Raw genomic sequence first — 20699 nt, forward strand, 5'->3', positions numbered from 1 at the left:
CCCCGATTCAATCCAGCAACAACCCTACCTGCAGCCGCTTCGGCAACTTCCTCACCACCAACTGGTGCGACCGCCTCAACATGTCCTCAAGCGTCCCGCGTCCCAATGCGTAGGGCGGGGCGACGCTGATCCAGTGTGCCCTGGCCAGATACGGCGCGGGGCGAACCCCGGGAATATCGACGTAGCCGAGGAACAGGTCCTTGTCGACCTTGAACGACAGCCCAGCCCCCGCCAGGTCGAGCACCGCGAACATCTTGTTGCCCGCCACGGAAAACACCCGCACGCCGCCCCATTTATAGTCTTCCCGCGCGCCAGGCAGCGTCAGGCAAAACTCCGCCACTTGGTCTTCGTTCAGGGTCTTTTCAGACATAACGCTCTCCACATTCCTCGAAAGACGCGACCAGATGGTCGATCCACGCCCGCACCGCCGGCAGTACGCCGCGCCGATGCGGATAAACCGCTTGCAGGTAACCGCTGGGCATCGACCAGTCCGGCAGCAGCCGCACCAGCTCGCCGCTGGCCAGTTCGGCTTCGCAGTGCAGCAAGGGCAGGGCGGTGAAGCCCAGGCCGGCGAGCACTGCGGCCTTGCGCACTACAAAATCGTCGATCCCCAAGCGGGCTTCCAGGCTCAGCTCTTCACGCTGGCCGTCCTTGTCCATCAGGCGCAGGTGCACCAACCGGTCGGCCTCTACCGCGCCGAGGACCGGTAGCACGGCCAATTCGCTCGGGTGCTGGACCGGGTGCTGGCGGGCAAAGTCGGGGGAGGCGACCAGTTGCATCTGCGCGCGATTGAGGCGGCGGGTGACCAGTGCCGGGTCTTCATCGCCCAGGTCGCGTACGCGCAGGGCGACATCGATACCTTCGTTGATCAGGTCGACGCGGCGGTTGACCAGCACCATCTCCAGTTGCACGTGCGGGTACAGCGCCAGGAAGCGAGTGATCACCTCCGGCAGAAAGGCGTGGGCCAGGCCCACCGGGCTGGACACGCGCAATCGGCCGCGCGGTTCGCTGGTCATGCTGGCGACCGCTTCGTCGGCCATTTCCGCTTCCAGCAGCATCGCCTGGCAGTGGCGCAGGTAGCGTTCGCCCACGGCAGTCAGCTTCAGTTGCCGGGTGGTGCGCTGCAGCAAGCGCGTGCCGAGACGCTCCTCCAACTCGGCGATTCGCCGCGACAACCGTGACTTGGGAATCCCCAGTTGGCGCCCGGCAGCGGCGAAGCCACCGGCTTCAACCACGCGGGCGAAGTAGAACAGGTCATTGAGGTCTTGCATGATTGTTCCATCAGTAGGACGAACTAACGCAATTTTGCGATCTTATCAGCTATTGGTTATGCCGTTAGGATTGTCTCCATCGTGACCGCCGACCAGTGGTCCTCATTCAGGAGAGCCCCATGAAACTGTTGCATATCGATTCCAGCATCCTCGGCGATAACTCCGCTTCGCGCCAACTGAGTCAGCAAGTGGTTCAGGCCTGGCAAGCCGCCGAGCCATCGATTCAGGTGGTCTACCGTGACCTAGCCGCCGATGCCATCAGCCATTTCTCCTCCGCCACTCTGCTGGCCGCGGGCACTCCGGAAGAAGCACGCGACGCCGCCCTGGCCCACGAAGCCAAGCTGAGCGCCGATACCCTGCAGGAGTTTCTCGACGCTGACGCCGTGGTGATCGGCGCGCCGATGTACAACTTCAGCATCGCCAGCCAGCTCAAGGCCTGGATCGACCGCATTGCCGTTGCCGGCAAGACCTTCCGCTACACCGAAACCGGCCCGGAAGGCCTGTGCGGTAACAAGAAAGTGATCGTGGTATCCACCGCGGGCGGTCTGCATGTCGGTCAGCCTACCGGTGTCGGCCATGAAGAGTTCCTCAAGGTGTTCCTCGGTTTCATCGGCATCACCGACATCGAATTCGTCCGCGCCCACGGTCTGGCCTACGGCGACGAGCCACGCAACAACGCGCTGCAGGCTGCCCAGGCTCAGATCGCCAACGACCTGTTCGCTGCGGCCTGAGTCTCCGGCCTTCGCGGGCAGTAGATGCCCGCCCTGGCTGTCAGGATTTTCATCGAGCTTTCATCTGCACCAATGTGGCCCGCTCTATGCTTTGCATTAGGCGGGTCATCGCCATTGGGTCAGGGTGAAAGCAAATGCGGGTTCTTCGGACGTTGTTGGTGCTCGGTGCGTTGTGCTGCAGCCTTGTGGTGCAGGCCGAGCCCGCGCAACAGTGGAACGTCGGCCTGCACCGCATGAGCATTCCCGATCCGCTCGACGGCCAGCCCATGCAGGTGCTGGTGTTCTACCCCTCGAGCGGCCTGGCGCACTGGCGCCGGATCGACGGTTATCGCCTCAATGTCGCCGCTGAAGCGCCGGTGGTGATGGGCCGTTTTCCCTTGCTCGCCTTGTCCCACGGCAACACCGGCACGCCCCTGGCCTTGCATGACCTGGCCAGCGCCCTGGCGCGGCGCGGCTTTGTGGTGGTCGCGGCGGTCCATCCCGGCGACAACGCCAAGGACCACAGCCGGCTCGGCACCCTGAGCAACCTCTATGGTCGCCCGCTGCAAATCAGCGCTGCGATCAGCGCCACGCTGGAGGATTCGCTGCTGGCGCCCTATGTCAGCGGCGAACAGGTGGGCATGATCGGTTATTCGGCGGGCGCCGAAACCGCATTGATTCTTTCCGGAGCACGTCCCGATCTTCAGCGACTGAAACGTTACTGTGAGGAACGTCCGCTGGATGCCGACGCCTGCACACGCCACGGCGAACTGGTCGCAGACCGCGACGACCTGCTGCCCGAGGCCGATCCGCGGGTGAGGGCGCTGGTACTGATGGCGCCGTTGAGCCTGATGTTCGGTCGCCAGGCGCTGGCCGAGGTGAAGGTGCCGTCATTGATCTACAGCGGTGACCACGACCAGTTGCTGGCCATCGACAAGAACGCCGAGGCCCTGGCGCGCAAGCTGCCGGTGACGCCCAACTACCGGCGACTGGCCGGTGCCGGGCATTTCGTCTTTATGTCGCCCTGTGACGCAGCCCAGCGCGAGCGCATGGCAGCGCTGTGCACCGATGCCGACGGCGTCGATCGAGTGGGTATTCATCTGTCGTTGCAGTCCGAAACGTCGCACTTCTTCAATCGCGCCCTGGGGGGGCCCAGTCGCGCGGGGCTGCATACCGCCGATCAGTGAGCGGGAGAGCGACGTAGCAACGTGAGGGTCAAGCCAACGCCCAGCAGCGACAGCAGCGCCGCCACGCAGAAAATCCAGGCATAACCCAGCTGGGCCGCGACCGCGCCCATCACCGGCCCGGCGATCGCCAGGGCGAGATCGAAAAACACCGCATAGGCACTAAGCCCGGCACCGCGGCTGGTCGGCGGCACTTGCTTGATCGCCTCGACACCCAGTGCCGGGTACACCAGCGACAGCCCGAAGCCGGTCAGCCCCGCACCGAGCAGCGCCAACAGCGGCGACGGTGCCAGCCACAGCAGCGTCAGGCCGAGCGTTTCCACCGCCATGCACGCAATCGCCACGCGGTAGCCACCCCACTGGTTGACGGCATTCACAAACATCAATCGGGAAACGATGAAGCACACGCCGAAGGCGCTCAGGCACCAGGCCGCGCCGGTCCAGCCGCGTTCCAGGTAGAAGAGGGTGACGAAGGTGGTCAGGGTGCCGTAGCCGATGGACGCCAGGGTCAGCGCCACTCCGCACGGTGCCACACGAGCGAACGCGGCCCAGAACGGCAGGCGTTCGCCGCGCATGACCGGCAGCGAGGGCTGGGTGCGGATCACCAGCAACGCCAGCACGGCCATCGCCGTCAACGCCAGGCCGATGCTGTAGAAGCCGGTTTCCTGCGCCAGCAGCACGCCGACCGGCGCACCGATGGCGATTGCGCCGTAGGAAGCGATGCCATTCCAGGAAATCACCCGCGCCGTATGTTCGGCGCCCACTTGGCCAATGCCCCAGCTCAGCGTGCCGACGCCGATCAAACCCTGGGCGATGCCCAGTAGCACGCGCGCCACCAGCAACAGGGTCAGGCTCGCCAACGGCACACTGATCAGCAGCGCGGAGCCCCAGGTCAACAGGCCGCTGACGCCTATCCCGGCCAGTCCATAGGCGATGGTGCGACGGGTGCCGAGGCTGTCGGCCAGGCGCCCGGCCATTGGCCGGCTGAGCAGGGTGGCCAGGTACTGGATGCCGATGGTCAGGCCGGCGACTATCGCGCTGTAGCCCAGCACATCGTGGACATGGCCCGGCAATACCGCGATCGGCAGGCCGATGCAGAGGAACGCAATAAAGGTGTAGAAGACGATCGACAGGATCTGCAGGGTGACCGAGGGCGCTTTGGGAGTCGCGGAGGGTGAAGCAGGCATGGGGTTTCGTTCGCAGGCAAGCGGTTGAAGCGTCACATCATGGCGGCAGGCGGGGGGAAAAGAAAGCAGGCTAACGAATGATTCGACAGCCGAAAACAACAGCGGGCCGGCCTGTTCCCACTGAATGGGACGGGCCGGCCCGCTGTATTACCGCTAAGCGAGGATCAGACCACGACGCCCTGGCTGCGCAGGTAATCGTCGTAGGTGCCGCTGAAGTCCACCACGCCGGTGGCGCTCAGCTCGATGATGCGGGTTGCCAGCGACGAAACGAACTCGCGGTCGTGGCTGACGAACACCAGCGTGCCCGGATAGTTTTCCAGCGCCAGGTTCAGCGCCTCGATGGATTCCATGTCCAGGTGGTTGGTCGGTTCGTCCATCACCAGCACGTTCGGCTTTTGCAGGATCAGCTTGCCGAACAGCATGCGGCCCTGTTCACCACCGGAAATCACCTTCACCGACTTGAGGATCTCGTCGTTGGAGAACAGCATGCGGCCGAGGGTGCCACGGATCACTTGTTCGCCCTGGGTCCACTGGCCCATCCAGTCGAACAGAGTGACGTCGTCTTCGAAATCGTGGGCATGGTCCTGAGCGTAGTAGCCGACTTCGGCGCTCTCGGTCCACTTCACCGCACCGGCATCCGGGGTCATTTCACCGACCAGGGTGCGCAGCAGGGTGGTCTTGCCGATACCGTTCGGGCCGATGATCGCGACGCGCTCGCCGGCTTCGATGGTGAAGCTGAAGTCCTTGAACAGCGGCTTGCCGTCGAAGCCCTTGGAGACTTTCTCCAGGGTCACGGCCTGGCGGTGCAGCTTCTTGGTCTGTTCGAAACGAATGAACGGACTGACCCGGCTCGACGGCTTGACCTCGGCCAACTGGATCTTGTCGATCTGCTTGGCGCGGGAGGTAGCCTGCTTGGCTTTCGAGGCGTTGGCCGAGAAGCGGCTGACGAAGGTCTGCAGCTCGGCGATCTGGGCTTTCTTCTTGGCGTTATCCGACAGCAACTGCTCGCGGGACTGGGTCGCGGCGGTCATGTACTCGTCATAGTTGCCCGGGAACAGGCGCAGCTCGCCGTAGTCCAGGTCGGCCATGTGGGTGCAGACGCTGTTCAGGAAGTGACGGTCGTGGGAAATGATGATCATGGTGCTGTTACGCGCCGTGAGGATGCTTTCCAGCCACCGGATGGTGTTGATGTCCAGGTGGTTGGTTGGTTCGTCGAGCAGCAGCACTTCCGGATTGGAGAACAGCGCCTGGGCCAGCAACACCCGCAGTTTCCAGCCCGGGGCGACTTCGCTCATCGGACCGAAATGCTGTTCCAGCGGAATACCCAGACCCAGCAGCAGTTCACCGGCGCGGGATTCGGCGGTGTAGCCGTCCATCTCGGCGAATTCGGTTTCCAGCTCGGCGACGGCCATGCCGTCTTCCTCGGTCATTTCCGGCAGCGAATAGATGCGATCGCGCTCGGCCTTGACCTTCCACAGCTCCTCGTGGCCCATGATCACCGTGTCGATCACGGTGAACTCCTCGTAGGCGAACTGATCCTGGCGCAGCTTGCCGAGGCGGGTGTTCGGCTCGAGCATGACCTGGCCGCCGCTCGGCTCCAGATCGCCACCGAGAATCTTCATGAAGGTGGACTTGCCACAGCCGTTGGCGCCGATCAGGCCGTAGCGATTGCCGTTGTTGAACTTGACCGAGACGTTCTCGAACAGAGGTTTGGCGCCGAACTGCATGGTGATGTTAGCGGTAGAAATCAAGTGCTTGTCCTGCGGGGGTTCCAGAGGTGTATTTAGTCGCTCGTGTCAGCTTTTGGCCAATCTTGGGCCAATTCGACGCTAGGCGGCAGCTTCTCCAGCTCCCTCCAGTCAGACGAGGAGCTGATCCATTTCGCGTAGGTAGCAGGCAACATCCAGACGCTGTGCCCAAGCTGATTCGCGATGAACACAGGGTTCATCGCGGCCATCAGGCACGTGGTTGCGTAGGTGTGGCGGGTGTCTTACTGACGGCGTTCACGGATGCTCAGCGCCTTGAGCGCTGATTTGAAGGCGCGGATTGTAACACCTGGCTCGTTGATCCACAGCCCACCTTTGCTCGGTTGAAGCACGAAAGGGCTGATCAGGTGCGCCGACTTGGAGGTCATGCGATGCAGCGTTGCATCCCTCAGGCGCATTATTTAGCTTTCAGTATGGGGCGGAACGGGGAATCGAGGCTTTGTGCTATACAAGCCTTTTGCCAAGGACGCTCCCATGTCGACTAACTATCAAGCGCAGTACAAATCCTCTGCAAATCAGCAGTGGCAAACTAAAACCCACGGCTCCGAAATGGGATGTATGCAAGAGCTATCTCGGCTGAGGGCAAAGTATCCGTTTGCCCGGGTAATTGATCCGGCAGGTCGAGTTGTAAGCTAACTATGCAAAGGGCTTTCACTGGTGTGTTGCGCCCGCATCGTCACTAGTGAGAGTCGCTCATTTGTGGTTCACCCCTCTCCCTGATACCGTCGCTCCCTGGCCTATTAGGAGGAATGGATGAGTAAGGTTAAGTATTGGGTGTTCACCGTTGGCGCAGTGCTGTCGGCCTTGTCCGGCGCCGCGGTTGTTTGGAAGGGGTTCACCGAAAACCATTGGTACTTGGCGGCAACGCCGATTTATTTGGTGATTGCCGTGTCGCTCTGGAACATGGCCTCCAGGCTTCGGAAAGTATAGGGAAGACGCTGGTGCTCCTTGAGTAGTTCAGTCTGCTAGCATCGCGGTTTTGCAGTGAAGGACCACATCATGAAGATCAACAGGGTATCTGCAGTGTTGGCCGGTGCCGCCCTCATGACGTGCACCCATGCGTGGTCCTGGTACATGAAGGGCGACACCATTCAGTTCAATGCGGCTGAGCGGAACTTTTGCGAGGCGGGGGCGATGGATGCGGCGGCTATCATGTACAGCAGGCAAATGGGTACGCCGCTGTCATATGCCTATGAAGCGTATTCCGATACTCATGCAAAGATGAGGGAAAAGGTCAGCAAGATGGCCGAAGACTACCCCATAGAAAGCACGAAAGAGAAGAAAATGGCAGTCGCCGATAAATTCACTAATGACATGCACAGAGGGTGCTTTCTATACCTGAAGGCGTCCCAGCCAGAGTCGTTTGCCGAGTAAGTTCAAAACGTTGTTACGATTGCCAGCGCAAGTTGCTCGTCGGTCATGTGTGGCGGTGCGTAGGCTGCATGGTAGTGGCGAGTCGCTTGTTCGAACTGCGCGCCACGGATCTCGCCACTTGAGCCGATGAAGGCCAGGGCATCGGCCTTGGCAGGCTTGAAGTTGTTCATCGCCAGTTCGCTAAACCCGGTGGTTCCTGAAACGAGCATGGTTGGGGCGAGTAATATCACCAACATCGACCTGTTGTACGAGCCCCTGTTCTCATCCGCCAGGACTTGAGGACTGAACATTACCAGGGTGGCGATGATCAGCGTTTTCCATGAGTCCATTGCGTGCCGCATCCTTGGTTGCTATCGAGGGGCATCACCATAGCAAGGTAGGCGCTCGCGAGAAACAGCAAGCCGGCACTGGCCGCCATGGGTGTATTTCACTGCAAACGGATTGACTTAAGGCATCTTGCCATTATCGTGCAGGGACAATCATCGCGTGCGGGGAACGGAACATGGCGAATCTGCTGGTAAAAGGCGCTCGGCTACTGGCCGTTGGGGCGGCATTGTCCAGCCTGCATGGCTGCATGCTCGACCCCGCGGGCATTGGCCTGACCCTGGCGCAGGCCGCCTATATCCCGGATGACCCGGAGCCCATCGACCACCTGACCCCGCTCAAGGACATGTATCGGGCGCAGGACTGTCCGCAATTGGACCGCACTGATGGAGCATTGAGATTCACCTTGGCTCAGCCCGGCGATCACACCGTCGTGCCGACGGCGCTGGAAGCCATCCGCCAGGTCAAGGCGGAAAAAGGCTGCCCGGCCGAAGCCCAGGTCGCCGCGACAGTGGCACCGGCCACGGCACCGGCTGTAAATACGGTGCCTGCCACCAATACGGCGTCAACTGCAAACGGGGCGCCGCTTACCGTCAATGTCGCTCCGCCAACGTCCGGAAGGGGCTGGCTGGGCGCCTCGTTGCTTCCTGCCGACAAGCTGCACGACGTCCTCGTCCGCGACCTGGGCTTGCCCGACAGCCACGGCGTGCTGGTAACCGGTGTCATCCCGGGAAGTGCCGCGGCCCAAGCCGGGATCAAGGCCGCTGACGTGATCCAGTCCATCGATGGCCAGGTGTTCGACCAGACCACCCAGTTGATCGCCTACCTTGCCTCGAACAAGGCGGGCACTCCGGTGACCCTGAAACTATGGCGCAACCGCAGCAGCATCACCCTTGTCGCGACCTTGGCAGGCACCCAGCCACCGCCGATTTACGCGGCGACGGGTTCGCTTATCTACTGCTATGCCATGGCGATGCCCGGCACACTCATCCCCGGCGGCGGCAGTTACTGGTTGAGCACGCCATTCGCCTTGCCGGGCGCAACGGTCAGCAATGCCGCCGAGCGCGGGAAAGTGGTGGGTCAGCAGTTCAAGCAGTACCTGCTGAGCCAGGGCGTGAATCCCGAGACGGTCAAGGAGGCGTTCGGCATCTGCAGCCAGGGCATTGCCAACGCAAACACCTTCCTCGAAGCCGAAGAGAACTCGCGCAAACACCCTACGTTCCTGGCCTCCAACTCCACCAGCGTGAAGATCCTCTGGCAGCCCTGAAACGCAGGCCCGTCGCCAAGGCAAGGAGACCTGGTTGAAATTCATTGTCATGGAGCCCCATCGCAGCGAGTTCCCCGAACCCATCACCTTCACGGAGGGCACCTCGCTGCAGGTGGGCGAGGCCTATGAGGGCGATGAAGGTTGGGAACACTGGTATTTCTGCGAGACCGCAGGGCAGCGTGGCGGTTGGGTGCCGGCGCAGGTGATCCGAATGCTGGCGCCGGGGCAGGGCGTGGCGCGGGAGGATTACACGGCGCGCGAACTGGACGTCGAGGTGGGGCAGCGGTTGCTGGGCGGGCGGCAGCTCAATGGTTGGGTCTGGTGTGCTCGGGACAGCGAGTCCGGCTGGGTGCCGCTACGCAATTTGCAGGCCGACGGCGACTGACACCTCAATCGAGCTGCTTGACCAGCAGCTTGCTCTCGTTCATCCGCGCACGTTCGCTCCAGGAGGCGGTGTGGCTGGCCTTGTTCCAGCGCACTTTGCTGATGCCATTTTCTTCGGCGCGGGCGATGGCGTCGGTGATGCAGCGCAGGCCCACGGTGGCGCCGACGCAGGCACCGTCGATCAGCAGCGCGGCTTTCCAGGCTTCCAGCCAGCTCATGCCGTTGCGATCAGTAACGACGACCTTCTTCAGACCGTTCTTTACATAGTGAATCTCGTACTTGTCCTGCATGTCCCTGCCTGTAGGCTGAACGTCCTTGAATTGCGAAATATTATCATTAGCGCTGACGTAATGACATTGGCGCATGGTCTTACACTAGTCGCGAATTGCCTGTGATAGAGCGGCGCAGATCAATTGCCCAGCGTTTACAGGGCTTCGCCGCTGTAGTTAACTGACTTGCCGTGGCACCTAGCCACTCGCCTTGAGGCAACTAGCTGTGACCTTGAGTTTCCGCCCCGTGGAGGCCAGCGATATCCCGACCCTCTGCACCTTCGCCCAAAACGCCGACGAGGCGTTTTTCTTCTTTCCCAAGTGCACGTTTCCCGTCACGCCTGAACAAATGACCGCAGCCATCGCTCAGCGCAGCGACTCATCAGTAGTGGTCGAGGGCGATGAGGTGCTGGCGTTCGCCAACTTCTACCAGTGGGAGCAGGGCGGCACCTGCTCGCTGGGCAATGTGCTGGTCTCGCCCGCCGCGCGTGGACGGGGCGTGGCGCGTTACCTGGTTCAGCAGATGATCGAGGTGGCGCGCAGCCGCCATCAGGCGCGGGAAATGAAAGTGTCCTGCTTCAATCACAACACCGCCGGCTTGCTGCTCTACCCGGCACTGGGCTTCGTGCCGTTCGGCATCGAGGGGCGCCAGGACCCGGCCGGCCAGCGCGTCGCGCTGGTGCAGATGAAGCAACGGTTGGCGCCGGCAGACGACGCGCCGTTGACGGCATGACTGCGACGGCCTATACAGGCCCGGTCAATTCGTACCCGTAGCAGGACACTTACCCCCCATGCATGATGAAGACGACGTTCACGAGCCGGAGCACGATCACCTGCTCGACCATGAATTTCATGACGATGACGAAAGCGAAACCCACGCCGACCCGATGTTCGACGACGTCGAGGACGAGGAATACGGCCTCGATGTGCTTGACGACGAGGACCACGAAGACTGGTGAGCAACCCTCAGTCTAGGGGCGGAAGCGCGGTAGCGGTCGCTCCAGTTGCAGGCTCGTCAGGGTGCGTTTGACCAGCACTTCGTCAGCCTCGACAGCCCGCAGGCTCTCGCGGATCTTGCCGGCTACCGGGTCATCGCCTTGACGGTCGATCCAGTCGGCAATGTCCTTGCAGGCACTGGCCAGCTTGTCTTGCCGATGGTTGATGACGGTCAGCAGGGTTTTGATGTCTTTGTCGGACATGACTCATTCCTCCTGTAAGCGAATTCAGTGTAGCAGCACCCTGGTGAACTGGCCGGGTGCCAGCCGTCGGCACGCAACCGCGCTGCGTCAGTACTTGACCAGGTTACGGAACCAATCGTTGAGCATCGCCTTTTCCGAATACAACTGATCACTTGTGCCTACCCGCCCGGGGCGTTGCAGGTAGAACTTGTCGTCCACTCGCACGTCGGCCTGCTTCACTATCTGCCCCTGTTGTTGCAGGGTGTAGTGAAGGTCGATGCTTGGCCAGGTGATGTCGCGCATGAAGCGCACCGAGTTGGCGTTGGTTTGCCAGGGTTCGTAGCGTCCGGCCAGGTCGATATCGCGGATATCGATGCGCAAGGTTTGCCCGGCGGTCAGGTAGCGCGTGCCGAGTGATTCCAGGTAACTGCGCAGTGCTTTCATGACCTGTTCGTCGGCGCCGCGCTCGTAGCCGTTGCTTCTGAGGCTGGCGTCGCGGAATTTCTCCGGCTGGATGAAGTTGACCTCGACACTCGGCGAGGCCGCGTAGGCCATGCTGTTTAAAGCCAGCATGACGAGGGTGGCGAAAGTCAGGGCCAGGCGCATGATGACACCTCCGGGAGCGCAGGACTGCGAAGCGCAGCCGCGTTTATTGTACGCCGGTGATCCTCGGATGGAGCAGGAGAGAGGCGATGACCACTGTTGTTCGTGTAGCGCGCAATCCACTTGGGCGGGACTTGGCAGTCGGTGATGTGCATGGGCATTTTTCCCGCCTGCGCGAGGCGCTGGAGGCGGTGGCTTTCGACCCGGCGCGGGACCGGCTGTTCAGCGTCGGTGACCTTGTCGATCGCGGGCCTGAGTGCGAAGAGGTCCTGGAGTGGCTGGCGCAGCCTTGGTTTCACGCCGTGCAAGGCAATCATGAAGCCTTGGCGGTATCGCATGTGCGTGGCGAGTGGCTGGACTACGCGATGTACCGGGCTGCCGGCGGTGCCTGGTTTCTCGATCTGGACCCGACGCGGCAGGCACATTTCGCCGAGCGTTTCGCGTTGATCCCGCTGGCACTGGAAGTCGACACGGCTCAAGGGCCGATCGGCATCCTCCACGCCGATTGCCCGCGCCTGCGCTGGAGCGATCTGTTGCCACTGCTGGAGCAGACGCCTGGGCCGCCCAAGGTGCAGGAGGTTTGCCAATGGTCGCGGCAGCGCTTGCGTGATGAAGACGCACGTGGGGTCGAAGGGCTGCGCGCCTTGCTGGTAGGGCACACGCCGCAGCAGACGGTACGGGTGCTGGACAATGTCTGGCATATCGACACCGGTGGCTGGTCCAAGGGGCATTTCACCTTGCTGGACCTGGCCACGCTGGAAATCACTCAGCCGATCCGTCCCAGATAGTCGATGACCTTGGCAAGAACCCGCGCCGATTCCTCGCGGTGCGGCACGTGGTGGCAGCCTTCGAGAATCACCGCTTCGCCGCGGTCTCCGGCCAGCGCGGCGATACGTTGCGGGTGCAGCACCGAGCCGTATTCGTCCAGATCGCCGTGCAGCGCCAGCAGCGGACAGTGCACGGAGCCCACGCTGTGTTTCAGCGTCCAGCTGCTGAAGGCCGCCGACAGCCAGGTTTCGGTCCAGGCATCCAGCACCCACTGCGCCTTGTCGCCGTGGTATTTGCCCAGTCGCTCCAGTTGGCCGGGCGCCTGGAACTGCTGCTTGGCGGTGCGGATGCCTTGCAACGTGCGGTCCTCGACGAAGGCCTGGGCCGATTCGGTGATCAGCGCCAGGCAATCGCGTGGGTTGTTTGCGGCGCAGTGGCTGGCCATGGCCCCGCCGACGCTGTGACCGAAGGCAATGAAGCGCTCGATGCCCAACGCTTCACGCAATTGCGGGAAGAAGCGCTCGGCTTCGTCCTGAATGAAGGTCAGCGGCAGGTGGCCCGGATAAGGCGCCGACTGGCCGAAGCCGAGCCGGTCATAGGCCACGACGTCCAGTCCGGTGGCTTCGCACAGTTGCTGCGGGAAGTCGCGCCACAGGTCGACCGAGCCCAGCGAGTCATGAAACAGCACGATGACCGGTTTGTCCGAGACGTTGGGAGTGGCGAACCAGCGCCGGGCAAACAAGCGACCCTGCGGGGTTTCGATCCAGAAGACTTCCGTTGTAACAGGCGACATAGGGCGTTCCGATTCAGGTTCTTGTTCCAGACAAGTAACAAAACCTGGCCGCGCTCGCAAACGGATTTTGTACGCAAGTGTCACCCGCAACGAACAAATCAAACCCGGAAAGTTTGACTGTTCCAACAACTTTTTCGCCAAATTGCCGCCGCCAGAAATTCAGTGTTTTCAATATATTCGATGGCTTTTTCAGCGTTGTTACGAAATATGTAGCCAAGTGCTATTAGCCAGTGCGATGCTCCGCCAAAATCCAATAAAACCGGGGCCGTCAGGGTCTTTTTCATTTCGGGGAGCAGCATGAAGTTCGCAATCAAACAGTTTGCCTGTGTGGCAATGCTGGCAAGTTCGTTCGCCCACGCGGACAGCCTGCTGCGCGTGACGTGCGCTGATGAAGATAGCGATGCGGTCGTATCGATTGATAACAACGCGGTGGGCAACTGCCCGGTAATTACCGCGATGCCGGCGGGTACTTACCAAGTGCGCGTGGTCAAGACGGTAGGCAGCGACAAGGAACAGGTTTTCGAGAAACAAGTGACCCTGGTGGACGGTCGTCCGCAATCGGTGGACGCCGAACTGTCGGCACCGAAACTCACCGCCGGTGCGGTGAAGGCCAAGGCCCAGGCGAATGCCGCGCAAGTGCTCGAGTCGGCGCAGAACGGCGACGTCGATGCCATGAACGCCATGGCCGCGCTGTATGACGCGGGGCAGGGCGTGGACAAGAGTCCGACCAAGGCTGAGCACTGGAGAACCATGGCGACCCAGGCAAAACTCAAGGTCGCCCAGGACGAATTCCTCGCCACCGTGCAACGCGCCAGCGGTGGCGACGTGGCTGCCATGTACGCGGTCGCCAATGCCTACCAGTTCGGCAACGGTGTCCCTCAGGACCCGGTCAAAGCTGCGGCCTGGCGCCAGCGGGCCAAGGACACCTCGCTGAACCAGCAATTGCAGGCCAACGGCTTCTTCAATGACGTGAAGCACTACAACTTCAACGACCCGGGCATGTTCACCTCCAGCACCACCCTGGTGCCCACCTCGCTGTTTATCGGCGTCATTGAAAGCCCCAGCGTCACCAGCCGGCAAATGCGCATTCGCAGCGAAGCGGTCATGCGTCCCGCGACCTTCGGCAACCCGGACTCGATGATCGCCCGCGCGGCGCAACGCCAGGAAGCGGTCCTCGCCAGCCAATGAGGCCGCTGCTTGTCCTGCTCGCGGTGCTCGCGCTGTCGGGCTGTGCGCTCAAGCCACAGGCGGTAGACCCGGAATTCGCTGCGGTTTCCGCCGTGGCGACCGGCGCAACGGCGCCTTCGCCTGCGGACTACCAACACGAGTTGCAACGCTACCAACACGATCCGGCCTACACCTGCCGCCAGCCGCTCTACGCCGCGTGGTTTCTACGCCAGGGCGTTGCTGCGGCAGCGCCGGCGCCGTGCGCGTCGAGCGTGCCGTTTGCCGTGCAGACGCCGGACGAGGGCGTGCGGGTGGTCTGGGTCGATCCGGCGCGGGTCAGCGCGGTGCACTTGTTATTTGCCGGCAACAGCCCCAGCCCGGCGTCGCGCTTCGGCCATGTAGCGCTGCGCCTGGTGATTTGCCCCGCTGCGGACAGCTCGCCGGCCAGTTGCGACAGCAACCTGGCGGAGCATCTGGTCCTGAGTTTCCAGGCCCATGTCGACGACTTCACCCTCGATGTGCTCAAGGCGCTGGGCGGCGAATACCAGGCTCGCCTGTTCGCCAGCCGCTTCATGGACAGCTACGAGCAGTACGCCATCGGTGAGTTCCGCGAGCTGTATTCCCTGCCGTTGCGCCTGGATGCCGGGCAGCGACAGGCGCTGGTGCGCGACATGGCGCAGATCCATTGGCAGTTTTCCGGCAGCTATGACTTCTTCACTCGCAACTGCGCGACCCTGTTGCAGCAGGCGTTGCGCGCGACCTGGCGTGAGTACGCCGAGGATCCGCGCATGGTCGAGCGCTTCCTGCGCCCGGACACCCTGTTCGCCGCGCTGCGCGATAGCCGGTTGGCCGAAGGCGCCACGCTGGCTTCGCTGGAGCAGGCGGAACGCGACGGTTTCTACTTCTCCAGCACTCGGCCGTTCTACGAGCAGGCGCTGTCCCGCGTTCGGCAGCGCATGCCGGGCGATGAATTTTCCAGCCTGCAGGACTATCTCGAAATCGCGCCGCAGGCCCGCCGCCATGCGCTGGAAGATCCGGCCTACGCCGAGCGCCTGACGACGGAGTCGCGGACCCTCGACGCACAGTTGATGCTGGAGGAGTACGCCTTGTTCAGCAGCCAGCGGCTGCTGCTTGGGCAGGCGGCGCAGTACCTGCGTCGGCAGGATTTCTCAACGCGAGCCACGGTGCTCGACCCGGCCCATGGCGAGGTCTTCGAAACTTGTTTCCTGCGCCCGTTGCGCCAACGCACCGGCCCGCCACGGCGCACATCGGGTATTCCCGACAGTGCCGACCGCTTCAGTGATCTTCCCGCGTTCGCCGCCCAGTGCCGCTCAGAACAAGCCCGCCGCCTGTTGACCGAGGCCATGTTGACGGTCGCGGACGACGGCAGCGAACAGTGGCAACAACTAAATCGCCTGACCCGTTACCGGGCAGACACCCTCGACAACATCGTATTTCTCCGACAACTTCGCCCCTAGCCGGCAGGACAGCCCATGCTTACAAGAACAACCCGCGGATTTGCCCTTGCGCTCTGCCTGTCGGCGGTAGCGCCGGCGATGGCCGCTTCCACCGCCGAGCAACAGCAGATGCTCGACCAACTCGCGCAACTCGATGAGCTGGACCATCAGGACTTCCTCGAACGCAATGCCAAGGCCAACGCCTGCGTCCAGCAACAAAGTTTCGACTGCGCCGAGAAATACATCGCCCAGGCCAAGCGCGTGGCGAAAAACGCGCAAGACAAGGCCGCACTGCAACTGACCCGCGACAACCTGCAAATGGAGCAGGAACTGGTCGCGTCCGAGGCGCGCTCGCGGCGCGAGCAGAAGGAAGCGGAAGAGGCCGACCGGATTGCCGAGGAACGGGCCGTCCGCGCCCAGGAACTGGCCGAGGAGCGCGAAGAGGAGCGGCAGCGCACCAAATACGCGGCGATGGCTGCCGGGCTTGCGTTGGGCGGTGGCGGGCAGTTGTCGCCGGAGCGTCAGGCTCAATTGATGGCCGCGATCCAGCGCGACAGCTACTCCGAAGGCTCCGATGCGAGCAACTTCAACTCCGCCGTGCAAGGCATCCGCGAAGACCAGAGCCGCCAGGCACAGGAGCGGGAGAACCTGCGCGCCCAGCAGCGCGAGCTGCAACAACGCCAGCAGCAACAGCAACAACAGGCCCGCGCCGACGCGCAGGAGCAGTCGCGGTTGCAGGCCGAAGCCCGCCAGCAGGCCCGGCAGGATCAAGCCACGGCAGCGGCCGCTGCCAGCAACTCCGCCAGTAGCCGGCCGCAGCCGCAGATCGTCCAGTACGTTCCGCAGCACGTAACGCTGCCGACGTGGCGCGAAGAATGCCCGGCCGGCTCGTCGCCCGCCCGCAATCCCAATGGCACCACGGTCACCGCCGGTTCCGGCGCCGCGTATTGCGTCAAGGACGACAGCAGTGGTTCGGGCCAGCAGGTCGCGAGTGCGCAGACCGAGCAGGGCAGTGGCGGTGTCGGACATTCTGGCGCGGGTTCCAGCTCGGGCGGGTCGAGCACGGCGCCGGGCAAGAAAGGCGGCACTTCATCTACTGACGCAGGCGGCCAGAAGAGCCAGTGGGGCGCAGTGCAAGAGGAGGCGCTGGCGATCTGTCGCCAATCCGAGAAAAGCAAAATGTGGGAATGCAATGGCGCCCTGGACAATCAGACGCTGGTCGACGAGCCCACCGTGGAAAGTGCCCTCGCGCGGCAGCGTTGCGCGGGCGGCACGCCGACCGTCGGTGGCCCGGTGATCAAAGGCCAGCAATGGCAGGCCTACCAGTGCGGCCACGGTGTTGGACCGGGCGACTATGACGTCGCCAAACGCTACAACATGGTCACCCCGCGCCGCTCCTATATCTGCAAGGCCTTCTCCAGCGGGCGTTGCGACATTCCCTACACCGGCCAGGACAAGCAGTAAGCGATCAGCCGTTCATTGCTGCAATCTGTGCAGCAATGAACTGCAAACCGGCTATCTTGTTGCCTATTCCGTCAGTTCACATACTTCGCCCCATCGTGAACGCAGGCCCGCATTAGGGCGAAGGAGTATGGCAATGGTGGCAGCAATTCGGATCAACCAGACAGGCGGCCCTGAGGTGCTGGAGCTTCGTACGGTCGACGAAGCCGCACCCGGTCCTGGCGAGGTCTGGCTGGAGCAGGACGCCATCGGCGTCAACTTCCTCGATGTCACCCAGCGCAAGGGCGCGGCACCGCTGCCGTTGCCCGGCGGCCTTGGGCTGGAAGGCGCTGGCCGGGTGGTGCGGGTCGGCGCCGGGGTGAGAAACGTGGTCGAGGGTGATCGCGTTGCCTACGCCACCGGTCCGCTGGGCGCCTACGCCAGTGCACGACTGTTTCCCGCCGAACGGCTGGTGAAGTTGCCGGATTCGCTGTCGTCGGAGGACGCCGCGGCGGTGCTGTTTAAGGGCATTACCGCGCAGTACCTGCTCAAATCGACGTATCCGGTAGGGCCGGGCACCACGCTGCTGCTCTACGGTGTGGCGGGCGGGTTGGGCTCGATCATGGCGCAGTGGGCCAAGCACTTGGGGGCGTTCGTTATAGGCGTGGTTTCGCGGCCGTCCAGCGTGGACAAGGCCAGGGCGCTCGGCTGTGACGAAGTGCTGGTGTTCGACCCCGCCACGCTGGCCGCCGAGGTCGCCCGTATTACCGATGGCAAGAAGGTGGATGTGGTGTATGACCCGATCGGCCGGGTGTCCTTCGAAGCCTCGCTGGACAGCTTGCGGCCGCGCGGGCTGATGGTGTCGTTCGGCGCCTCCAGCGGCGCCCCGGCGCCGGTGGAGATGGCCACGTTGAACGGCAAGGGCTCGTTGTTCATCACCCGGCCATCGCTGGCCGCCCACACCGCCACCCACGCGGAATACCAAGAGCGTGCCGCCGATGTGCTGGCGGCGGTCAGCGCCGGTATCATCACGCCGCGGATCTGGGCTTGTTACGCCCTGGCCGATGCGGCGCGGGCCCATGCCGATCTGGAAAGCGGGCGATCTAGCGGAGCGATCATTCTTAAACCATGACTAGCGATGTGCTGGACAACACCCACAGCGACGAGATCGCCGCGTTTCTTGCCGTGGCCGGGCAGGGCTCGTTCGTCGCCGCCGGGCGCTTGCTGCAACGCCACCCCACGGTGGTGTCCAAGCGCGTGGCGGCGATGGAAAAACGCCTCGGCGTACGCCTGATCGAGCGCTCGACCCGGCAGGTGCGCGTCACGCCTGTTGGCGAAAAGCTGGAACAACGCCTGCGCGCGGCCTTCGGCATGATCGCCGAGGCCGAGCAACAGGCGATTTCCGGGGCGAGCGAAGTGCGCGGCGTCTTGCGCCTGGCGTTGCCGGCGGCCATGGGCCGGCTGTGTATCGGGCCCATGCTGCCGGCGTTCCTGCGCGAGTACCCGCAGGTGTCGATCACCGCCGACTACAGCGAGCGGCTGGTGGACATCATCGAGGAAGGCTTCGATATCGCCATCCGCATCGGCGAACTGGACGACAACCGCCTGATCGCGAAAAAGCTCTGCGATCACCGAAGGATCCTCTGCGCTTCACCGGGCTATCTGCAACGCCACGGCATACCGCATTCACCGCAGCAACTCGCCGAACACAACTGCCTGCGCTTCAGCGGGCTGGCGTCGTTTCCGCAGTGGCGGCTGTATGCCGGGGACCAGCAACACACGGTGACGCCCAAAGGCAGCCTGACCGCCAACGACAGTGAATCGCTGCTCGCCGCTGCGTGTGATGATGCCGGCATTCTTGGCGCCGGGGAGTGGCTGATGAGCCGCGATATCGCCGCCGGGCGCCTGGTGCGGGTGTTGCCGGACTGGCAGTTGGACCCCACGGGCGGGGTGTTTCTGGTCCGGCCTTCGGCGCGGTTTCCTGCGGCCACGGTGTTGGCCTTCAAGCACTGGATCGAAGCGCGATTCAGCCCGGTGGCGCCGTGGATCGAGACAAAGGGCTCGGAGTGAGTACTCGGCCAGCACACCCATCCCGACACAAGCCTATTCAAATGAAATAGATTCGCATTTATACTCCTGCACCCAATGCCCACCCCGGGCCTTGCTTCCCCGTGCAGGTCATCGTGCAGGCCGATCCCCCGAAACCCTCGTTGTTGTCCACCCTGGTTCGTCATTACGACGAACTGGTGGAGCATGTTCGCCGCCGTTTCGGTGAGCGGGGTTTCGCTCGCGAAGTGGTCCACGACGTGTGCGTGCAACTGCTGGAAAAGCACGAGAAAGAGGGCGTGCGCACGCCGCTGGCGCTGTTGCGCAAGATCACCCACGACAACGCCGTCAACCGCTACCGCAGTGATCGCCGCCGCCAGACCTGGCTTGTCGCGGTGCCTGAGCTGCCCGAGGTAGATGCCGGGATCGCCAGCCATGAGCGTCAACTGGACGCCGCGCAAACCCTGGACCGGCTGATCCAGGCCGTCGAGAACCTGCCGCCGCGCTGCCAGATGGTGTTTGTCATGCACAAGATCCATGAACTGCCGCAAGCCGAGGTTGCGGAACGTCTCGGTATCTCCCTGAAGACTGTCGAGAAGCACCTGCGCCTGGGCATGGCCGCCTGCCGCGAGCATTTGGGCAGCGAGGTGGCTTTATGAGCGGCAACCCCAAACCGGGCAAGTACGCCGAGGAAGACCAGGCCATCGCTCAACTGCGTGAGGCGCTCAAGCAGCGCTTCCCGATGCCGGACCCGGCGCCACGCAAGAAGCGGCTCAAGACGACCCACGTCGGCCTGTTGTCGTTGGCGCTGTTGGCGGCGGTGGCCTGGCTCGATCCGGCGTATCACAGCGAGCATTACCTGACTCAGGTCGGCCAGCGGCAGACCTTGCAACTGGCCGACGGCAGTCAGGTGGTGCTGGACAGCGCCAGCGAGCTGGATGTCAGTTGGCACCTGCTCAGCCGCCGCAGCGAGCTTCGCCGTGGGCAGGCGCTGTTCGAGGTGTCGCCGAGGGTCTACCGACCTTTCCTGGTGGACGCAGGGCCCGCGCAGGTGCGGGTGGTGGGCACGCGCTTCAATGTCAGTCGCTACGACAGCGACGTGCGCGTGACTGTCGCCGAAGGGCGGGTCGCGGTGCGCGCTGGCGAGGCGTCCAGTCTGCTTGAGCCGGGCCAGCAGGTGCGTGTGCATGAGGGGCGTCTGGAGCCCGTGGCGCAGGTCGACGCCCATGAGGTGGGGGCGTGGCGCAACGGCCAACTGATCTTCGAAAGCACGCCGCTGACCGAAGTGATCGGCGTTATCCAGCGCTACCACCCACAGCCGATCCGCCTGACTGGCGCAGGGCTGGACAACCTGCCGGTGTCAGGGGTGTTCGACAGCGCGCATGTCGAACGGCTGCTGACCTTGTTGCCAGTGATTCTGCCGCTGACCGTGAACACTGCCGCCGACGGTTCGGTGCTGATCGCCCCACGGGTGAAAAAATAATGTCGGCACGGGGTAGGGTTGTGCGCGT

Annotated in this window: 26 protein-coding genes and 1 pseudogene; 16 read left to right on the forward strand and 11 right to left on the reverse strand. The window is 63.1% G+C overall.

Annotated elements, in window-relative coordinates; translation table 11 throughout:
* Nucleotides 1–7: 7 nt before the first annotated feature.
* Nucleotides 8–370 carry an MmcQ/YjbR family DNA-binding protein gene (locus HWV67_RS04635; protein ID WP_175650129.1) on the reverse strand — a complete coding sequence of 121 codons (363 nt, stop codon included), beginning with the start codon at nucleotides 368–370 and terminating at the stop codon, nucleotides 8–10.
* Nucleotides 363–1271 carry a LysR substrate-binding domain-containing protein gene (locus tag HWV67_RS04640; protein WP_175650130.1) on the reverse strand — a complete coding sequence of 303 codons (909 nt, stop codon included), beginning with the start codon at nucleotides 1269–1271 and terminating at the stop codon, nucleotides 363–365. Before HWV67_RS04640 ends, HWV67_RS04635 begins: the two co-directional genes overlap by 8 nt.
* Nucleotides 1272–1390: 119 nt before the next feature.
* On the opposite strand from HWV67_RS04640, the gene HWV67_RS04645 reads away from it, so the two are divergent.
* Nucleotides 1391–2002: an FMN-dependent NADH-azoreductase gene (locus HWV67_RS04645; RefSeq protein WP_175650131.1), complete on the forward strand. Its 612-nt coding sequence runs from the start codon at nucleotides 1391–1393 to the stop codon at nucleotides 2000–2002.
* Nucleotides 2003–2136: 134 nt separating this feature from the next.
* On the forward strand, nucleotides 2137–3168 hold the full coding sequence (locus HWV67_RS04650) for an alpha/beta hydrolase family protein (protein WP_175650132.1): 1032 nt from the start codon (nucleotides 2137–2139) through the stop codon (nucleotides 3166–3168).
* Here the strand turns inward: HWV67_RS04650 and HWV67_RS04655 are convergent.
* The 3 genes and pseudogenes from HWV67_RS04655 to HWV67_RS31900 form a co-directional block, all read right to left on the reverse strand.
* On the reverse strand, nucleotides 3162–4352 hold the full coding sequence (locus HWV67_RS04655) for an MFS transporter (RefSeq protein ID WP_175650133.1): 1191 nt from the start codon (nucleotides 4350–4352) through the stop codon (nucleotides 3162–3164). The two genes, HWV67_RS04650 and HWV67_RS04655, sit on opposite strands and share 7 nt — an antisense overlap.
* Nucleotides 4353–4516: 164 nt before the next feature.
* Nucleotides 4517–6103, reverse strand: a complete 1587-nt coding sequence (locus tag HWV67_RS04660) for an ABC-F family ATPase (protein ID WP_110972811.1) — start codon at nucleotides 6101–6103, stop codon at nucleotides 4517–4519.
* 32 nt (nucleotides 6104–6135) lie between these two features.
* Nucleotides 6136–6486: pseudogene (locus HWV67_RS31900) on the reverse strand (integrase).
* A 385-nt stretch (nucleotides 6487–6871) separates the two neighbouring features.
* On the opposite strand from HWV67_RS31900, the gene HWV67_RS04665 reads away from it, so the two are divergent.
* A complete protein-coding gene (locus tag HWV67_RS04665) occupies nucleotides 6872–7048 on the forward strand; it encodes a hypothetical protein (RefSeq protein WP_175650134.1) in 177 nt (58 codons plus the stop codon).
* A gap of 69 nt (nucleotides 7049–7117) precedes the next feature.
* Nucleotides 7118–7492: a hypothetical protein gene (locus HWV67_RS04670; protein WP_175650135.1), complete on the forward strand. Its 375-nt coding sequence runs from the start codon at nucleotides 7118–7120 to the stop codon at nucleotides 7490–7492.
* A 2-nt stretch (nucleotides 7493–7494) separates the two neighbouring features.
* On the opposite strand, the gene HWV67_RS04675 is transcribed toward HWV67_RS04670, so the two are convergent.
* Nucleotides 7495–7821, reverse strand: a complete 327-nt coding sequence (locus tag HWV67_RS04675) for a DUF2388 domain-containing protein (protein WP_175650136.1) — start codon at nucleotides 7819–7821, stop codon at nucleotides 7495–7497.
* A 173-nt stretch (nucleotides 7822–7994) separates the two neighbouring features.
* Between HWV67_RS04675 and HWV67_RS04680 the strand changes: the two genes are divergently transcribed.
* Nucleotides 7995–9083 (forward strand): PDZ domain-containing protein, encoded by a 1089-nt coding sequence (locus tag HWV67_RS04680; protein WP_175650137.1) that lies wholly within the window; start codon nucleotides 7995–7997, stop codon nucleotides 9081–9083.
* Between the two features lie 34 nt (nucleotides 9084–9117).
* On the forward strand, nucleotides 9118–9468 hold the full coding sequence (locus HWV67_RS04685; protein ID WP_218585583.1) for an SH3 domain-containing protein: 351 nt from the start codon (nucleotides 9118–9120) through the stop codon (nucleotides 9466–9468).
* Between the two features lie 4 nt (nucleotides 9469–9472).
* On the opposite strand, the gene HWV67_RS04690 is transcribed toward HWV67_RS04685, so the two are convergent.
* Nucleotides 9473–9757 carry a hypothetical protein gene (locus tag HWV67_RS04690; protein WP_095153570.1) on the reverse strand — a complete coding sequence of 95 codons (285 nt, stop codon included), beginning with the start codon at nucleotides 9755–9757 and terminating at the stop codon, nucleotides 9473–9475.
* 205 nt (nucleotides 9758–9962) lie between these two features.
* On the opposite strand from HWV67_RS04690, the gene HWV67_RS04695 reads away from it, so the two are divergent.
* The gene (locus HWV67_RS04695) at nucleotides 9963–10469 is read left to right on the forward strand and encodes a GNAT family N-acetyltransferase (protein ID WP_175650138.1); all 507 of its coding nucleotides are present in this window, start codon (nucleotides 9963–9965) and stop codon (nucleotides 10467–10469) included.
* A 58-nt stretch (nucleotides 10470–10527) separates the two neighbouring features.
* Entirely contained in the window at nucleotides 10528–10695 is a 168-nt protein-coding gene (locus tag HWV67_RS04700) for a hypothetical protein (protein ID WP_175650139.1), read from the forward strand.
* A 12-nt stretch (nucleotides 10696–10707) separates the two neighbouring features.
* Here HWV67_RS04700 and HWV67_RS04705 read toward each other — a convergent pair whose 3' ends face one another.
* A complete protein-coding gene (locus tag HWV67_RS04705) occupies nucleotides 10708–10935 on the reverse strand; it encodes a hypothetical protein (protein WP_095153568.1) in 228 nt (75 codons plus the stop codon).
* An 87-nt stretch (nucleotides 10936–11022) separates the two neighbouring features.
* Nucleotides 11023–11520 (reverse strand): DUF3016 domain-containing protein, encoded by a 498-nt coding sequence (locus HWV67_RS04710; RefSeq protein WP_175650140.1) that lies wholly within the window; start codon nucleotides 11518–11520, stop codon nucleotides 11023–11025.
* An 86-nt stretch (nucleotides 11521–11606) separates the two neighbouring features.
* On the opposite strand from HWV67_RS04710, the gene HWV67_RS04715 reads away from it, so the two are divergent.
* A complete protein-coding gene (locus HWV67_RS04715) occupies nucleotides 11607–12305 on the forward strand; it encodes a metallophosphoesterase (RefSeq protein WP_175650141.1) in 699 nt (232 codons plus the stop codon).
* Here the strand turns inward: HWV67_RS04715 and HWV67_RS04720 are convergent.
* Nucleotides 12284–13078, reverse strand: a complete 795-nt coding sequence (locus HWV67_RS04720) for an alpha/beta fold hydrolase (protein ID WP_175650142.1) — start codon at nucleotides 13076–13078, stop codon at nucleotides 12284–12286. The two genes, HWV67_RS04715 and HWV67_RS04720, sit on opposite strands and share 22 nt — an antisense overlap.
* Before the next feature lie 98 nt (nucleotides 13079–13176).
* Nucleotides 13177–13377: a hypothetical protein gene (locus HWV67_RS04725; protein WP_175650143.1), complete on the reverse strand. Its 201-nt coding sequence runs from the start codon at nucleotides 13375–13377 to the stop codon at nucleotides 13177–13179.
* On the opposite strand from HWV67_RS04725, the gene HWV67_RS04730 reads away from it, so the two are divergent.
* The 7 genes from HWV67_RS04730 (at nucleotide 13376) to HWV67_RS04760 (ending at nucleotide 20671) form a co-directional block, all read left to right on the forward strand.
* Nucleotides 13376–14266, forward strand: coding sequence for a PEGA domain-containing protein (locus HWV67_RS04730; protein WP_175650144.1), 891 nt, complete (start codon nucleotides 13376–13378; stop codon nucleotides 14264–14266). The two genes, HWV67_RS04725 and HWV67_RS04730, sit on opposite strands and share 2 nt — an antisense overlap.
* On the forward strand, nucleotides 14263–15723 hold the full coding sequence (locus HWV67_RS04735) for a lipoprotein N-acyltransferase Lnb domain-containing protein (protein ID WP_175650145.1): 1461 nt from the start codon (nucleotides 14263–14265) through the stop codon (nucleotides 15721–15723). Before HWV67_RS04730 ends, HWV67_RS04735 begins: the two co-directional genes overlap by 4 nt.
* 15 nt (nucleotides 15724–15738) lie before the next feature.
* Nucleotides 15739–17166: a hypothetical protein gene (locus tag HWV67_RS04740; protein ID WP_175650146.1), complete on the forward strand. Its 1428-nt coding sequence runs from the start codon at nucleotides 15739–15741 to the stop codon at nucleotides 17164–17166.
* A gap of 133 nt (nucleotides 17167–17299) precedes the next feature.
* On the forward strand, nucleotides 17300–18274 hold the full coding sequence (locus HWV67_RS04745; protein ID WP_175650147.1) for a quinone oxidoreductase family protein: 975 nt from the start codon (nucleotides 17300–17302) through the stop codon (nucleotides 18272–18274).
* A complete protein-coding gene (locus HWV67_RS04750; protein ID WP_175650148.1) occupies nucleotides 18271–19212 on the forward strand; it encodes a LysR family transcriptional regulator in 942 nt (313 codons plus the stop codon). Before HWV67_RS04745 ends, HWV67_RS04750 begins: the two co-directional genes overlap by 4 nt.
* A gap of 113 nt (nucleotides 19213–19325) precedes the next feature.
* Complete coding sequence (locus HWV67_RS04755) at nucleotides 19326–19847, forward strand: RNA polymerase sigma factor (protein ID WP_175650149.1); 522 nt, start codon at nucleotides 19326–19328, stop codon at nucleotides 19845–19847.
* Nucleotides 19844–20671 carry a FecR family protein gene (locus HWV67_RS04760; protein WP_175650150.1) on the forward strand — a complete coding sequence of 276 codons (828 nt, stop codon included), beginning with the start codon at nucleotides 19844–19846 and terminating at the stop codon, nucleotides 20669–20671. The genes HWV67_RS04755 and HWV67_RS04760 overlap by 4 nt, the downstream gene beginning before the upstream one ends.
* Nucleotides 20672–20699: the final 28 nt, after the last annotated feature.

Origin of the sequence: Pseudomonas sp. Marseille-P9899 (assembly GCF_903166565.1) — a bacterium.
GTDB lineage: Bacteria > Pseudomonadota > Gammaproteobacteria > Pseudomonadales > Pseudomonadaceae > Aquipseudomonas > Aquipseudomonas huaxiensis.

Bases quoted from the DNA above. Each gene is read 5' to 3' on its own strand.
- HWV67_RS04665 (WP_175650134.1), top strand. From the start codon at position 6,872: ATGAGTAAGGTTAAGTATTGGGTGTTCACCGTTGGCGCAGTGCTGTCG.
- HWV67_RS04650 (WP_175650132.1), top strand. From the start codon at position 2,137: ATGCGGGTTCTTCGGACGTTGTTGGTGCTCGGTGCGTTGTGCTGCAGC.
- HWV67_RS04750 (WP_175650148.1), top strand. From the start codon at position 18,271: ATGACTAGCGATGTGCTGGACAACACCCACAGCGACGAGATCGCCGCG.
- HWV67_RS04730 (WP_175650144.1), top strand. From the start codon at position 13,376: ATGAAGTTCGCAATCAAACAGTTTGCCTGTGTGGCAATGCTGGCAAGT.
- HWV67_RS04740 (WP_175650146.1), top strand. From the start codon at position 15,739: ATGCTTACAAGAACAACCCGCGGATTTGCCCTTGCGCTCTGCCTGTCG.
- HWV67_RS04725 (WP_175650143.1), bottom strand. From the start codon at position 13,377: ATGCTGCTCCCCGAAATGAAAAAGACCCTGACGGCCCCGGTTTTATTG.
- HWV67_RS04635 (WP_175650129.1), bottom strand. From the start codon at position 370: ATGTCTGAAAAGACCCTGAACGAAGACCAAGTGGCGGAGTTTTGCCTG.
- HWV67_RS04655 (WP_175650133.1), bottom strand. From the start codon at position 4,352: ATGCCTGCTTCACCCTCCGCGACTCCCAAAGCGCCCTCGGTCACCCTG.
- HWV67_RS04745 (WP_175650147.1), top strand. From the start codon at position 17,300: ATGGTGGCAGCAATTCGGATCAACCAGACAGGCGGCCCTGAGGTGCTG.
- HWV67_RS04640 (WP_175650130.1), bottom strand. From the start codon at position 1,271: ATGCAAGACCTCAATGACCTGTTCTACTTCGCCCGCGTGGTTGAAGCC.
- HWV67_RS04705 (WP_095153568.1), bottom strand. From the start codon at position 10,935: ATGTCCGACAAAGACATCAAAACCCTGCTGACCGTCATCAACCATCGG.
- HWV67_RS04720 (WP_175650142.1), bottom strand. From the start codon at position 13,078: ATGTCGCCTGTTACAACGGAAGTCTTCTGGATCGAAACCCCGCAGGGT.
- HWV67_RS04645 (WP_175650131.1), top strand. From the start codon at position 1,391: ATGAAACTGTTGCATATCGATTCCAGCATCCTCGGCGATAACTCCGCT.
- HWV67_RS04675 (WP_175650136.1), bottom strand. From the start codon at position 7,821: ATGGACTCATGGAAAACGCTGATCATCGCCACCCTGGTAATGTTCAGT.
- HWV67_RS04670 (WP_175650135.1), top strand. From the start codon at position 7,118: ATGAAGATCAACAGGGTATCTGCAGTGTTGGCCGGTGCCGCCCTCATG.
- HWV67_RS04710 (WP_175650140.1), bottom strand. From the start codon at position 11,520: ATGCGCCTGGCCCTGACTTTCGCCACCCTCGTCATGCTGGCTTTAAAC.
- HWV67_RS04680 (WP_175650137.1), top strand. From the start codon at position 7,995: ATGGCGAATCTGCTGGTAAAAGGCGCTCGGCTACTGGCCGTTGGGGCG.
- HWV67_RS04700 (WP_175650139.1), top strand. From the start codon at position 10,528: ATGCATGATGAAGACGACGTTCACGAGCCGGAGCACGATCACCTGCTC.
- HWV67_RS04760 (WP_175650150.1), top strand. From the start codon at position 19,844: ATGAGCGGCAACCCCAAACCGGGCAAGTACGCCGAGGAAGACCAGGCC.
- HWV67_RS04715 (WP_175650141.1), top strand. From the start codon at position 11,607: ATGACCACTGTTGTTCGTGTAGCGCGCAATCCACTTGGGCGGGACTTG.
- HWV67_RS04735 (WP_175650145.1), top strand. From the start codon at position 14,263: ATGAGGCCGCTGCTTGTCCTGCTCGCGGTGCTCGCGCTGTCGGGCTGT.
- HWV67_RS04690 (WP_095153570.1), bottom strand. From the start codon at position 9,757: ATGCAGGACAAGTACGAGATTCACTATGTAAAGAACGGTCTGAAGAAG.